Here is a 12,630-nt window from a genome sequence, read left to right on the forward strand (position 1 = left end):
ACGGATGGCGACGGTGTTGGTCACCGGTTCGGCGGGGTTCATCGGCGGCTACCTGGTGGAGGAGCTGCTCGGCCTCGGGCACGAGGTGGTCGGGCTCGACAACCTCTCGAAGTACGGCCCGGTGGCGCACAGCTACGACGACCATCCCCGCTACCGGTTCGTCGAGGGCGACGCGCGCGACGCCGCGCTCCTCGCCGACCTGCTCGCCGGCTGTGACCACTTCGTCGCCGGTGCCGCGATGATCGGCGGGATCTCCTACTTCCACGCGTACGCGTACGACCTCCTCGCCACCAACGAGCGGATCATGGCGGCGTCCTGTGACGCGGCGATCGCGGCGCACCGGGCCGGCCGGCTGCGCAAGGTCACCTACATCTCGTCGTCGATGGTGTACGAGTCGACCGACCGCTGGCCGAGCCGGGAGGGCGACGAGCGGCGGATCCCGCCGCCGCTGTCCTCGTACGGCTTCCAGAAGCTGGCGGTCGAGTACTACGCGCGGGCGGCCTGGGACCAGTACCGGCTGCCGTACACGATCGTGCGGCCGTTCAACTGTGTCGGGATCGGCGAGGGGCGTGCGCTCGGCGAGGCGGAGGTGCTGTCCGGCAACGTCAAGCTGGCGATGTCGCATGTGGTCCCCGACCTGGTGCAGAAGATCGTCAAGGGGCAGGACCCGCTGCACATCCTCGGCAGCGGCGAGCAGGTGCGCCACTACACCTACGGTGGCGACCTGGCGCGCGGGATCGCGGTGGCCATCGAGCACGAGGCGGCGCGCAACGAGGACTTCAACCTCTCGACCGCCGATTCGACCACGGTGCTGGAGCTGGCCGAGCTGATCTGGCGCAAGATCAAGGGCCCTGACGTGCCGTTCCGCCACGTCAGCGACGAGCCGTTCGAGCACGACGTGACCAAGCGGGTGCCGGACGTCGCCAAGGCCCGCGAGGTGCTCGGCTTCACCGCGACGACCGGCCTCGACGCCATGCTCGACGAGGTGATCCCATGGGTGACCCGGGCCGTGCACGACGGCCGCCTCTGAACCGCGCCGAGCCACCCTCCCCTCCGGCGGCTGGTGCCGTGACCACGACGACGTCCGCCCGGCGGCGGATCGGCATGTCCGGGGCGGCGGTGGCCGTGGCGGGCGCGCTGACCAACGGCCTCGGCTACCTCGTGCCCGTCCTCGGTGCCCGGCAGTTCGGCCCCGGTGACCTGGGCGCGCTGGCCACCGTCCTGGCGATCGCGGCGATCGCCGGCGTTCCCGGGGTGGGGCTGCAGATCGCGGTCGCGATCCACCGGGCCCGCACGCGCGGCGCGGCGAGCGGCCGGATCGGCTGGCTGACCGCGGCCGTGTGTGCCGGCGCCATGGTCGTCCTGACGCCGGTCCTGAGCGCGCTGTTGGACCTTCCGCCGGCCGTGACGCTGCTGCTCGCGCTCTACACCGGCGCCGTCGTGGTGGCCGGCAGGTGGCTGGGCGAGTTGCAGGGTGACGAGCGCTTCCTGCGCCTGGCACTCGGCATGGCGGTGCTGGCCGTCGGCCGGTACGCCGGCCTGATCGCCGGCCTGCTGCTCGGTGCCGGCCTGACCGGGTCGGTCCTGGCGGGTACGGCCGTCGCGCTGCTGATCCCGCCGGTCCTGGCCCACCTGGCCCGTGCACGGGTCGACGCGTCGGGCGAGCACGGCATCACCGCCCGTCAGGTCCTCACCGCCTGCTCGGCGACGCTCGCGATGCTCGTCGTCTCGTACGCCGACCTGATCCTGGCCCGGCACCTGCTGCCCGCGGACGCCTCGGGCGGGTACGCGGTCGGGGCCGTGCTCACCAAGGGGGCGCTGTGGGCGCCGCAGGTGGTCACGGTGCTGGCGCTCCCGCGCCTGGCGCAGGGCAACCGGCGGGCGCTCATGATCGCCGCCGGGCTGGTGGCCGGCTGCGGCGCGTTGCTGGTGGCGGCGTCGGCGCTCGCCGGTGGGCTCGCGTTCCGGCTGGCGGGCGGCGCCGACTACGTCGGCCTCGGCCGCCACGCGCCGCTCTTCGCCGCCGCCGGTGGCCTGTACGCGCTGGTGTTCGTGCTGGTGAATGCCCAGGTAGCGGCGGGCGCGCGGTGGCCGTCGGCGCCGCTGTGGGCGGCGACTGTCGGCCTGATCATGGTCACCGAGTGGGTGGTGCCGCACACCTTCACGGCGATCCTGTGGTGCGCGGTCGGCACGGCAGCGGTGGCGCTCGCGCTCACCGCGCTCGCGACCCGTCGGGGAGTCGCACAGCCGGTGCCGTGACCGGCCGGGTCTCGTAGGCTCCGACAGTGCAGAGCAGTCGAGGGCGGATCATGGTCCATATGTTGGATGCGGCAGAGAACGCCTCGCCGGTCGAGGCGGTAGAGGCGGTCACCCGGGAACTCGGTGTGGCGCTGCGGGCACGTAGCATCGCGTTCCTGATCGCGGACCTCAGCGGTCGGGCGCTGGTCCGCTTGGCCCAGGTGCCGCTCGACGGTGCCGGTGAGGGCCGCCGCCGGGACGGTGGTGAGGCCGCCACGGTGATGCCGTTCGACGGCGGCCCCGCCGAGCAGGCGCTACGCACCCAGACGGTGCAGGTCGTCGCGCGGCCTGACGGGTGGATGGTGTTGGCGCCCGTGACCGACCGCGGTGAGGCGATCGGCCTGCTCGAGATGACCCTGCCGGACGAGCCCGCTCCGCAGGTGCTGGAGGAGATCGCCCGCACGGCGCACGTCCTGGCGTACGTGGTGATTGCCAACCGGCGGTACACCGACCTTTTCGAGTGGGGGCAACGCACGACCCTGTTCACCCTGTCCGGGGAGATCCAGCGCCGGCTGCTGCCCGGCTCGTTCACGTGTGAGGGTAGTGCGTTCACCCTGTCCGGCTGGCTCGAACCCGCCGCCAGCATCGGCGGGGACACATTCGACTACAGCCTTGCCCGGGACGTGCTGCACTTCAGCGTCACCGACGCGATGGGCCACGGGGTGGCCAGCGCGCTGACGGCCACCCTGGGCGTGGGCAGCCTGCGCAACAGCCGCCGCCGCGGGGTTGGTCTGACAGGGCAGGCCGACGCCGCGAACACCGACGTGGCCGAACACGCCGGTGTGTCCGGCAGCTACGTCACCGCGGTCCTCGGCCGTCTCGACCTGCGCACCGGGGTGTGCGCGCTGCTCAACGCCGGGCACGTGCCGCCGCTGCTGGTACGCGACGGGGACACCCGGGCGCTGTCGCTACCGGCCAACTTCCCCCTGGGGATGTTCGCCGAGGCCGATTACCGCGCCGGTGAGGTCACGCTGCGACCGGGCGACCGGCTGGTAGTGGTCACCGATGGCATGCGGGAGCGCAACGCCGCCAGCCTGGATCTACCGACCATGTTGCGGTCGATCACCGGTCTGCATCCGCGCGAGGCTGTCCGGGCGTTGGCCGATGCCGTGCTCGAGGTCAGCGGGCCGACTCTGGCCGACGATGCCACCCTGTTCATCCTCGACTGGCACGGCGGGCACAGCGAGGACCGGCGTACCAGCGCCGGCGCCGACCAGGCGCGGGCCAGCACCGCGCTGCCCGACTGACTACCGGCCTGTCGCGTCGTCCGTGGACGGCACGCCGGCTTCAGCCGCCTGCACACTGTCATAGACCTGGATAGCTCGATTCACCGACGTGACCGTCAGGACGCTGTGCACGGCGGGCTGCGCCGCGGCGAGGCACAACCGACCGTCGAGGTCACGCAGCGCCTTGAACATCATCACCAGCGCGCCCAGCCCGCTGGAGTCCATGAACCCGACCCCGGCCAGATCCACCACCACCTGGCGGTCACCGGCGTCGACCAACCGTTGCAGACTCTCGCGCAGCTGCGGGGACGTCGCCATGTCCAGCTCGCCGCCCACCTCGAGCACGGTGCAACCCCGGCCCGGCCGGACCGACAACAGCAGACTCACAACGACCTCCCCACGCCGATGATCCCGGTCTTACCCTATCTGCCAGCGGGCGAACCGCCGCCGAGCCGACACCCTGGCCGTTTCACCTCGGCGACCCCGGGTAGTGGTGATCACAGTCGGAGCGTCCCACCCTAAGGTGTGACGCAGTGGTCCGGCGGGTCACGCACGGGCCGGGAGGAGCTACGCAATGCGGTTGAGTATGGCGCTGTCACTCCCGCGTCAACCGTCCTCGGTGACCCGCGCCCGCCATGTGCTCGCCACCCTACTGAGCCTCACCGACGCGGCTGAGGACTCTCGCGGCCACCTCGCCGTGCTGATCACCGAGGCATGCGCCAACGCGGTGATACACGGCAATTCCGGCAGCGCCGTCGACATCACCATCGTCATCGAAGACGACGTGTGCCTGCTCAAGGTCGGCAACAGCGGCAGTACCCCCAAGGGTGCCGGGCTCGACGCTGGACTTCCCGCCCCGCTCACCGTCGGCGGCCGTGGACTGCCCTTGATCGCCGCACTCGCCGACACGGCCGCCTTCGTCGCCGGGCCACCGGACCAGGTGCTGCTCCGCATCACCAAGAACCTCGACTGAGGTACGAAGATCACCGATCCGATGACCGGAGAGGCCACGCCGGCTCCCAGCCCTCAACTATCCGGATCCGCTGACGCCGGATGGCGCTCATCGTCATCCGAGGTGGAGGGTCACCAGCGTCTTCCCAGGTTCGGGCGCCGCCGGGCCACGCTGCGGACCGGCCAGTCGTGCACCCGCGCACGCGGGCGCCCCCGGTCTCCCAGCGGGTGGAGGAGACCGGGGGCGCCCGGGTCGGCAGCGGTCAGGCGGTGATGCGGTTCTTCGTCGGCTCGGGAGCGGCGAACGCCTCGGTGGCTGGGGTGCGGAAGGCGTGCACCAGGCCGGCGATCGACAGCAGCAGGAGCAGCCCCGCCCCGATGAGCGTCACCAGAGCGGCCTGCCCGGCCTTACGGCCGAACTCGCTGAAGCCGTACGAGGTGAGCAGCATGCCGCGCAGCGTCTCGCCCTTGAACACGGTCTCCCGCTGGCCGCTGACCTCCGCCAACTGCTTCTGCAGGTCGGCCAGGGCCGGGTCGTTGGTCTGCGTGGCCTGCTCGACCTTGGCCCGCAGCTCGCTCTCCGGCGCGCCGAGGTCGGCGTACGTCTTCCCACCGGCCATGGACTTCAGGTGCAGCCCGATGAACTCGTTGGCGTAGCACTCGGCGTGCTTGCCGGTGGTCATCTTCTGGCCGGCGTACTCGACCAGGCAGTCCGCCTTCTTCTCCTCGGCGGTCAGCTTGTCGGCCGGCTTGAAGGTGATGTGCTGCGCGCCGAGCTGGTCGCGTACATAGTCGTTGGCGAAGTTCGCGTTCGTGGTGAGGACGAGGCCGGCGATGAGCAGCAGGACGGTCAGGCCCAGCCCGCCGATGCTGAACAGCAGGTCCAGGGTGCGTCGCTTCATGTCGGAACTCCCGTGAGGATGGCAACGTCCGTTGGTGTCGCGTCTCATCCTGGATCACCACAGTGGTTCCTTGTCAGGGCCGAACCCCCTGTCCGGTCCGTGACCTTCGCCCCCCGTCCCGGGCCGTTCGGCCACCTCAGGGCTGTTCCTCGGCCGGTCGACGCCAGCGCCGATGACCAGGGCGTCGAGATCGGTGCGGGCCATCGCTTGACCGTAGTGTCAGGCCGGTTGGCGCGCGAGCGCGTTCTCAAGCTCGGGGAGCAGATCGGCGACGCTCTGGTTCCGCTTTCGTCGGCGGAGTTCCGGCGCGAGCGCGGTACGCGACCGGAACGAGCCGCATGGTGGTCAGCCGCGCAGGCGCAGGCCGCGCGGAGTGGCCCGGAAGCCGGCGGCGGTGAGCGCCTCGCTCAGCGGGGACGCGGAGACCGCCTCCCCGTCGGCCCGCTCCACCGACATCGCGCCGAGCGCGCCGGAGTGCACCGCGTCGGCCAGCGCCTTGCCGGCCGCCGCGAGGGCGTCGGGGTCGTCGGCGAAGGACAGGATCGTCCGGCCGCCGCGCTCGACGTAGAGCAGCAGGTCGCCGCCGACCAGCACGACCAGCGCGCCCGCCTTGCGGCCGGCCCGGTGCCCGGTGGCCGGGGCCGCCCCGTCGCCGGAGTCGACCACGCGCTCGGGCCAGGGCAGCGCCGCGCCGTACGGGTTGGCCGGGTCGGTGGCGGCGAGCACGAGGGCCGCCCCGCCCCGGCCCCGGCCAGGACCGGCCGGGTCGGCGAGGGCGCGGATCCGCTCCACCGCACCGGGCACCGCGAACTGGGCCGCGCCCAGCCCTTCCACGAAGTATCCCCGCCGGGCCGCGCCGCGCTCCTCCAGCGCCGACAGCACCGGGTACACGGCCGCGAAGCCGCCGGTGACCTGCTCGGCGACGACCGCGCCCCGGGTCACCACGCCGTGCCGCTCCAGCAACACGTCGGCCAGGGCGGCGGCCCGCCGGGTGGGGTCCAGGTCCCGTTCCGGCAGCCGGGACCAGCGGCCGGCGACGGTGGGCGGGCCGGTGCGGCTGGGCAGCGCGACCCGGCCGGGGCGGCGGTACCGGGTGCGCGGCGCGGTCGGCCGGGACCGGTGCGCCCCGCCGCCGCCGAGAGCCGCCCGTAGCGGGGCGAGGGTGTCGTTGGTGAGGTGCCCGGCCCACACCAGGTCCCAGAGCACGGCGGCCAGCGCCGCGTCGTCGGTGGACTCCACCCGGTCGGACAGCGACCGGAAGAACAGCGCCTGCCCGTCGGCGAGCGCGCCCAGCACGGCGTCGTGCAACGGGGTACGACTCAACGCGTCGTCGGGCGGCGGGAGCAGCAGCGGCGCGGCGTCGGCGTACGCGAGGGTGACCCAGCCGTCGCCGCCGGAGATCGCCCCGGCCCCGGCCCAGACCACCTCGCCACTGGCGCACAGCTCGTCGAGCTGGGTGGGGGAGTAGTCGGCGACGCGGCCGGGCAGCACCAGGCGTTCCAGCGCGGACGCCGGCACCGCCGCGCCCTGCAACTGCTCGACGGCGGCGGCCAGCGCCTCCACCCCCCGCGCCGACGCCCCGAACTGCTGCCAGCGGGGCAGGAACGCGGCGAGGGCCCGGGGCGGCACCGGCTCGATCTCCCGGCGCAGCGCGGCCAGGGAGCGGCGGCGCAGCAGCCGCAGCACCTCGGCGTCGCACCACTGGGTGCCCACGCTGTCGGGGGCGAACTCCCCGGACACCACCCGCCCGGTCGCGGCGAGCCGGCGCAGCGCCTGCTCCACCACGAACACCCCGAGCCCGAACCGGGCCGCACAGGTGGCTGTGGCGAACGGGCCGTGGGTGCGGGCGTACCGGGCGACCAGGTCGCCGAGCGGGTCGGCCACCGGGGCGAGGTAGGCCTCGGCCACCCCGACCGGCAGCGCCACGCCCAGCGCGTCGCGCAGCCGGGCGGCGTCCTCGACGATCACCCAGCGGTCCTCGCCGCCGATCCGCACCCGCAGCACCCGGCGGGCCGCCGCCAGCTCGGTGAGCCACTCGACGGGTGCCCCGCGCTCGGCCAGCTCCGCCTCGGACAGGTCGCCGAGGGTGCGCAGCAGCTCGACGGCGTCCTCGGCGTCGCGGGGGCGGCGCTGCTCGGTGCGCCAGCGCAACTGCCGCTCGGTCTCGGCGAGCACCGCCGGGTCGAGCAGCTCGCGCAGGTCGACCCGGCCGAGCAGCTCGCCGAGCAGCGCCGAGTCCAGCGCCAGGGCTGCGGCCCGCCGCTCGGCGAGGGGGGCGTCGCCCTCGTAGAGGAACGCGCCGACGTACCCGAAAAGAAGTGACCGGGCGAACGGCGACGGCTGGGTCGTCTCCACCTCTACCAGGCGGACCTTGCGGGCGGCCAGGTCGCGCATCAACCCGGCCAGCGCTGGTTGGTCGAAGACGTCCTGGAGGCATTCCCGGGCGGCCTCCAGGGTGACCGGGAAGTCGGCGTACTCGCGGGCCACGTCGAGGAGCTGGGCGGCGCGCTGGCGCTGTTGCCACAGCGGCTGCCGGCGGCGCGGGTCGCGGCGGGGCAGCAGCAGCGACCGGGCCGCGCACTCCCGGAACCGGGACGCGAACAGCGCGGACGTGCCGACCGACTCCTCGACGAGTTGGGTGATCTCGTCGGGCTCGAAGACGACCACGTCGGCGCCGGGCGGCTCCTCGGCGGTGTCCGGCAGCCGCACCACGATCCCGTCGTCCGACGGCATGACCTGGGCGTCGACGCCGTACCGCTCGGCCAGCCGCCGGCCGATCGCGAGCGCCCACGGGCCGTTGACCCGGGCGCCGAGCACCGAGTGCACGGCGAGCCGCCAGTCGCCCAGCTCGTCGCGGAACCGCTCGACCAGCACCGTCCGGTCGTCCGGCAGGGAGCGGGTGGCGGCCTGCTGCTCCCGCAGGTACGCCATCAGGTTGCCGGCGGCCCAGTCGTCCAGCCCTCCGGCGCGCAGCGCGGCCACCGCCGCCTCGTCGCCGTGGCGCAGCAGGGCGCGCACCCGGGCGCCGATGGCCCGGCCCAGCTCCACGGGGCGGCCGAGCTGGTCGCCCTTCCAGAACGGCATCCGTGCGGCCTGGCCGGGGGCGGGCGACACCAGCACCCGGTCGGGGGTGATCTCCTCGATCCGCCAGGACGACGAGCCGAGCAGGAACACGTCGCCGATGCGCGACTCGTAGACCATCTCCTCGTCCAGCTCGCCCACCCGGGCGGCCCGCTCCGCACCGGCGAGGAAGACCCCGAACAGGCCCCGGTCGGGGATGGTGCCGCCGCTGGTGACGGCGAGCCGCTGCGCGCCGGGCCGGCCGGTGAGCACGTCGGCGGCCCGGTCCCAGACCAGCCGGGGCCGCAGCTCCGCGAACGCGGTCGACGGGTACCGGCCGGAGAGCATGTCCAGCACGGCGTGCAGCGCGGAGTCGGGCAACTCGGCGAAGGGCGCGGCCCGGCGGACCAGGACGGCGAGGTCGCCGACCCGCCACGGATCGAGGGCGACCATCGCGACGATCTGCTGGGCCAGCACGTCGAGGGGGTTGCGCGGGTGGTGCAGCTCCTCGATGGCGCCCTCGGCCATCCGCCCGGCGACCACCGCGCAGGACAGCAGGTCGCCCCGGTGCTTCGGGAAGACCACGCCCCGGGAGACGGCACCGACCTGGTGCCCGGCCCGGCCGACGCGTTGCAGGCCGGCGGCGACGCTGGGCGGGGCCTCGATCTGCACCACCAGGTCGACCGCGCCCATGTCGATGCCCAGCTCCAGGCTGGAGGTGGCCACCACCGCGGGGAGCTGGCCGGACTTGAGCGCCTCCTCGATGTGCTTGCGCTCCTCCCGGGAGACGCTGCCGTGGTGGGCGCGGGCGATCACCGGGGCCGCCCCGGCCGCCGCGCCGGACTGGGCCATCACCTCGGCCGGCGGCCGGGTGGGGGATCTCTCCGGGGGTACGAGGCCCAGCTCCTCGGCGGCCAGCTCGTTGAGCCGGGCGCAGAGCCGCTCGGCGCTGCGCCGGGAGTTGGTGAAGACGATCGTCGAGCGGTGCGCCCGGATGAGGGCGAAGACCCGCTCCTCCACGGCCGGCCAGATGGAGGCCCGGCGCGGGCCGGGGCCGCCGAGGTCGTCGGCGGGCTGTTCCCGCTCGTCGAGGCGGGTCATGTCCTCCACCGGGACCTGGACGCTCACCTCGATGGTCTTGGCGCTGGGCGGCTGCACCACGTCGACCGGGCGGGCCCCGCCGAGGAACCGGGCGCAGGCGTCGACCGGCCGGACGGTGGCGGACAGGCCGATCCGCTGGGCGGGGGCGGGCAGCAGCTCGTCGAGGCGTTCCAGGGAGAGCGCGAGGTGTGCGCCGCGCTTGGACCCGGCGACCGCGTGCACCTCGTCGACGATGACCGTCTGCACGCCGCGCAGCGAGTCCCGTGCGGCGGAGGTGAGCAGCAGGAACAGCGACTCGGGGGTGGTGATGAGGATGTCCGGCGGGGTGCGCGCGAAGGCCCGCCGCTCGTCGGCGGGGGTGTCCCCGGTGCGCATCCCCACGGTGATCTCCGGCGGGGCCACGCCCAGCCGGGTGGCGGCCTGCCGGATGCCCGCGAGGGGGGCGCGCAGGTTGCGCTCGACGTCGACGGCGAGCGCCTTGAGCGGGCTGACGTAGAGCACCCGGCAGCGCTGCCGGGGCTCGGCCGGCGGCGGTGACCCGGCGAGCCGGTCCAGCGACCAGAGGAACGCCGCGAGGGTCTTGCCGGAGCCGGTGGGCGCGACGACCAGGGCGTTTCGGCCCGCCGACACGGAACGCCAGGCGCCGACCTGGGCGGCGGTGGGCGCGGCGAAGGCCGCGGCGAACCACTCCCGGGTCGCCGGGCCGAAGCCCGCGAGCACCCGTCGCGCCTCCGCCGCGCCGAAGCCGGCCGTCACCTTCGCCACGCCCCCATCCTGCCCCGGAGGTGGGACATCCATCCCGGCCCGGAGAGCCAGCCCACGCCCGACCAGCCCGGGTGGCTGCCTGACTGCGGCGAAATGCCCGTAGAAGGTGCGGTTTATTCTGTTAAGTCTTACTTAACTGCTTGATTGTGCGCTGCAACCTAAAGTAACTTCACTCACAACGCTAGGGGTGAGGAGAGCGGATGGCCGTCGAGGAACAAGGTGCCGGGCTCGGTGCCGACGTGCTCATTCGCAAGGTCGACAGCCATCTTGCCGCACTCCGCGCCGGCCTGCACGGCCCCGAGTTGGAGCTGGCCGAGCAGCTCGCGAGCTGCCTTCGGGAGCTGGTCCGGCAGACCGCCCAGTCCAGCGCGGCCGACCGGGGGCAGGTCCGCGTCGCCGTGCACTACTTCGTCCTACGGCGGGAGAGCCGTGGGCGGCTGTTGCCCGTGCGGTCCCTCGCCGCCGCCCAGCTCGTGGTCAACAAGGTCGTGCTCCAGCTCGGCCGCCCCGACCTGCTGGTGGAGAACCGCCGCGACCCGCTGCTGGAGGGCGGCCCCCGCCTGCGGTTCGAGACCCGCCCCGAGCACCGACCGCACCACTGTGCGAACTGGTGAACTCTTCGAGCTGGGATCGCCCTCGCGCCCCGTGCGCCGGGCAGTCGGGCGGCGGCCTGACGAATGCCCCCACCCGGTCGGGGCCTGCCCTCTGGCCGCTACGGAGCTGCCCCGTCCACGCTCCCGCTCCATCGACAGCACAAACGGGGCAGCTCCATAGGGGCCGACGGAGGGCAAGCCGACCCGGCGAAGGCCCGGGGGCCTCGGTTCCGCCGAACCTCTGCTATGCCATATATCGCGCAAATATCCCGGGAGTTGCCGCCCATGCCGTCCCGTCCTGCGGCCGGCCAGCACCAGACGGCAGGCAGGTCGGCCGGAGGTGAACAGCGCCGGCCGGCCCGGGCGGGCTTATGAACCTGCGATGCCGTGGACCAGGGGGCCACACTTCTCGTCGATGCCATCGGCCCCCTTTCGTTCGCACACCTCCATCGAGACCCACTTGCCCGCCGGAACGTAGACGTTGACCGGTGTGGAGCAGGTGCCGCTGCCGCCAGCGGCATGCCGTTCGATGGTCCCTCCGTCCTGCCACCAGATGTAGCCGACGGCGCGGCGGGCGTCACCAGCCCCGGCGTCGCAGACCTGGAACGACGAGTACTGCCCGGTGTTGCTCCACGTCGCATACCCATAGCCGTCGCTGTAATCGTCGGACGACTCGGCATACCAGCCTGCCGCCGCCTGGGCGGCGGCCGGGGACGCCACCAGGGCGGTTACCGTGAGCGCCATCGCCATCAGCGCGGCCCCGAACCAGCGTGACTTCTTCCGAATCATCTGCACACCTCCATCGATGACGGCCGGAACGGTCGTCACCGGGCGACGGACTGCACCTGACCCGCGCCGCGAGCCCACAGCTCGTCAAGCCGATCACCGTAGACTCGGTCACGCCGCGCCCACCCGGTCACGCCTCGCAAATTCAGGGAAAGAGTGGCCATTCCGTACGGAATGGCCACTCTTTCCCTGAATTTGCTGGAGGCTGGAGGCGGGGTGGGTTACGGGTCATCCGCGAGATGAAGAACCAGCACACGTACCACGGCTGGACATGGATCGAGGCCTACGAGCTGAACGCCGCAGGCGACGCCGTCGCCAAACGCGAACTGTTCGTACTACGCGAAGGACTGCCCCCACCCCCCACGTGGCGGTGATCAAGAGGTTTACGTCAGGTTTGATCTCCAATCCCGACGTAAACCTCTTGATCGACCCGCGAGGGAGGCATGGGCGGGCGGAGGCGGGCCGGCTGCGGGTGGCGGGGCATGGCGAAGCGCACCCCGGGCGCACACCTGTCGGGTCCGTCGGCGCGGGCGGCAGGTCGGTGGGCAGCTCGTCGGCGTACCGGTAGCCGGGCCCGCCCTCACCGCAGCCCTGCGGCAAGCCACGCCGGCCCGGCGTGCGAGCCCCACCCGGGTGTCCTGATGCCCCGCCGACACCTGCCGATGCGGCCCGCCTGGCTGTGCCGGGTCTGCGCCGGACAGTGGCCCTGCCCGGCGGCGCAGCTCGACCTGGCCGCCGAGTTCCACGGCCACACCGTCGCGCTCGCCTTCTATCTGGCCGCCTCGATGCACGACGCCCTGGACGACATGTACCGACTCGGCGGTCGCCCCGACAAAACCGCCATGCACGCCCGGTTCCTCGGCTGGCTGGCCCCGACACGCCAGTCACGCGGCACCGAACGCCCGCCAACGCTCCCTTAATTCCGGCAAAACCGCCCATAGAGCCGCG

Annotated in this window: 11 protein-coding genes; 7 read left to right on the forward strand and 4 right to left on the reverse strand. The window is 73.2% G+C overall.

What is annotated here, in order from left to right; genetic code table 11:
* Positions 1 to 4: 4 nt before the first annotated feature.
* Genes GVV04_RS13700 through GVV04_RS13710 form a run of 3 tightly spaced genes read left to right on the forward strand, consistent with a single transcriptional unit; the run spans position 5 to position 3,545 of the window.
* The gene (locus tag GVV04_RS13700; protein ID WP_161688121.1) at positions 5 to 1,030 is read left to right on the forward strand and encodes an NAD-dependent epimerase/dehydratase family protein; all 1,026 of its coding nucleotides are present in this window, start codon (positions 5 to 7) and stop codon (positions 1,028 to 1,030) included.
* Positions 994 to 2,259: a polysaccharide biosynthesis protein gene (locus GVV04_RS13705; RefSeq protein ID WP_407938791.1), complete on the forward strand. Its 1,266-nt coding sequence runs from the start codon at positions 994 to 996 to the stop codon at positions 2,257 to 2,259. The genes GVV04_RS13700 and GVV04_RS13705 overlap by 37 nt, the downstream gene beginning before the upstream one ends.
* A 59-nt stretch (positions 2,260 to 2,318) precedes the next feature.
* Positions 2,319 to 3,545: a PP2C family protein-serine/threonine phosphatase gene (locus GVV04_RS13710; RefSeq protein WP_235965988.1), complete on the forward strand. Its 1,227-nt coding sequence runs from the start codon at positions 2,319 to 2,321 to the stop codon at positions 3,543 to 3,545.
* On the opposite strand, the gene GVV04_RS13715 is transcribed toward GVV04_RS13710, so the two are convergent.
* On the reverse strand, positions 3,546 to 3,911 hold the full coding sequence (locus tag GVV04_RS13715; protein WP_161688125.1) for an STAS domain-containing protein: 366 nt from the start codon (positions 3,909 to 3,911) through the stop codon (positions 3,546 to 3,548). It lies immediately after the preceding gene.
* A 187-nt stretch (positions 3,912 to 4,098) separates the two neighbouring features.
* Here GVV04_RS13715 and GVV04_RS13720 point away from each other — a divergent pair, with 187 nt between their 5' ends.
* Positions 4,099 to 4,497, forward strand: coding sequence for an ATP-binding protein (locus GVV04_RS13720; protein ID WP_161688127.1), 399 nt, complete (start codon positions 4,099 to 4,101; stop codon positions 4,495 to 4,497).
* A 241-nt stretch (positions 4,498 to 4,738) separates the two neighbouring features.
* Here GVV04_RS13720 and GVV04_RS13725 read toward each other — a convergent pair whose 3' ends face one another.
* Positions 4,739 to 5,377 (reverse strand): hypothetical protein, encoded by a 639-nt coding sequence (locus GVV04_RS13725; protein ID WP_161688129.1) that lies wholly within the window; start codon positions 5,375 to 5,377, stop codon positions 4,739 to 4,741.
* Between the two features lie 345 nt (positions 5,378 to 5,722).
* A complete protein-coding gene (locus GVV04_RS13730; protein ID WP_407938792.1) occupies positions 5,723 to 10,336 on the reverse strand; it encodes an ATP-dependent helicase in 4,614 nt (1,537 codons plus the stop codon).
* 167 nt (positions 10,337 to 10,503) lie between these two features.
* On the opposite strand from GVV04_RS13730, the gene GVV04_RS13735 reads away from it, so the two are divergent.
* Positions 10,504 to 10,917, forward strand: a complete 414-nt coding sequence (locus tag GVV04_RS13735) for a hypothetical protein (RefSeq protein WP_235965990.1) — start codon at positions 10,504 to 10,506, stop codon at positions 10,915 to 10,917.
* A 348-nt stretch (positions 10,918 to 11,265) separates the two neighbouring features.
* Here the strand turns inward: GVV04_RS13735 and GVV04_RS13740 are convergent, their stop codons facing one another.
* Positions 11,266 to 11,685 (reverse strand): hypothetical protein, encoded by a 420-nt coding sequence (locus GVV04_RS13740; protein WP_161688131.1) that lies wholly within the window; start codon positions 11,683 to 11,685, stop codon positions 11,266 to 11,268.
* Positions 11,686 to 11,921: 236 nt separating this feature from the next.
* Here GVV04_RS13740 and GVV04_RS33945 point away from each other — a divergent pair, with 236 nt between their 5' ends.
* Positions 11,922 to 12,056, forward strand: coding sequence for a hypothetical protein (locus tag GVV04_RS33945; protein ID WP_268926262.1), 135 nt, complete (start codon positions 11,922 to 11,924; stop codon positions 12,054 to 12,056).
* 267 nt (positions 12,057 to 12,323) lie between these two features.
* Positions 12,324 to 12,602 (forward strand): hypothetical protein, encoded by a 279-nt coding sequence (locus GVV04_RS13750; RefSeq protein ID WP_161688133.1) that lies wholly within the window; start codon positions 12,324 to 12,326, stop codon positions 12,600 to 12,602.
* The last annotated feature ends 28 nt before the right edge of the window (positions 12,603 to 12,630 follow it).

The sequence above is a fragment of the Micromonospora rubida genome (genome assembly GCF_009908295.1).
GTDB lineage: Bacteria > Actinomycetota > Actinomycetes > Mycobacteriales > Micromonosporaceae > Micromonospora > Micromonospora rubida.

Bases quoted from the DNA above. Each gene is read 5' to 3' on its own strand.
- GVV04_RS13700 (WP_161688121.1), top strand. From the start codon at position 5: ATGGCGACGGTGTTGGTCACCGGTTCGGCGGGGTTCATCGGCGGCTAC.
- GVV04_RS13705 (WP_407938791.1), top strand. From the start codon at position 994: ATGGGTGACCCGGGCCGTGCACGACGGCCGCCTCTGAACCGCGCCGAG.
- GVV04_RS13710 (WP_235965988.1), top strand. From the start codon at position 2,319: ATGTTGGATGCGGCAGAGAACGCCTCGCCGGTCGAGGCGGTAGAGGCG.
- GVV04_RS13720 (WP_161688127.1), top strand. From the start codon at position 4,099: ATGCGGTTGAGTATGGCGCTGTCACTCCCGCGTCAACCGTCCTCGGTG.
- GVV04_RS13725 (WP_161688129.1), bottom strand. From the start codon at position 5,377: ATGAAGCGACGCACCCTGGACCTGCTGTTCAGCATCGGCGGGCTGGGC.
- GVV04_RS13730 (WP_407938792.1), bottom strand. From the start codon at position 10,336: ATGGATGTCCCACCTCCGGGGCAGGATGGGGGCGTGGCGAAGGTGACG.
- GVV04_RS13735 (WP_235965990.1), top strand. From the start codon at position 10,504: ATGGCCGTCGAGGAACAAGGTGCCGGGCTCGGTGCCGACGTGCTCATT.
- GVV04_RS13740 (WP_161688131.1), bottom strand. From the start codon at position 11,685: ATGATTCGGAAGAAGTCACGCTGGTTCGGGGCCGCGCTGATGGCGATG.
- GVV04_RS33945 (WP_268926262.1), top strand. From the start codon at position 11,922: ATGAAGAACCAGCACACGTACCACGGCTGGACATGGATCGAGGCCTAC.
- GVV04_RS13750 (WP_161688133.1), top strand. From the start codon at position 12,324: ATGCCCCGCCGACACCTGCCGATGCGGCCCGCCTGGCTGTGCCGGGTC.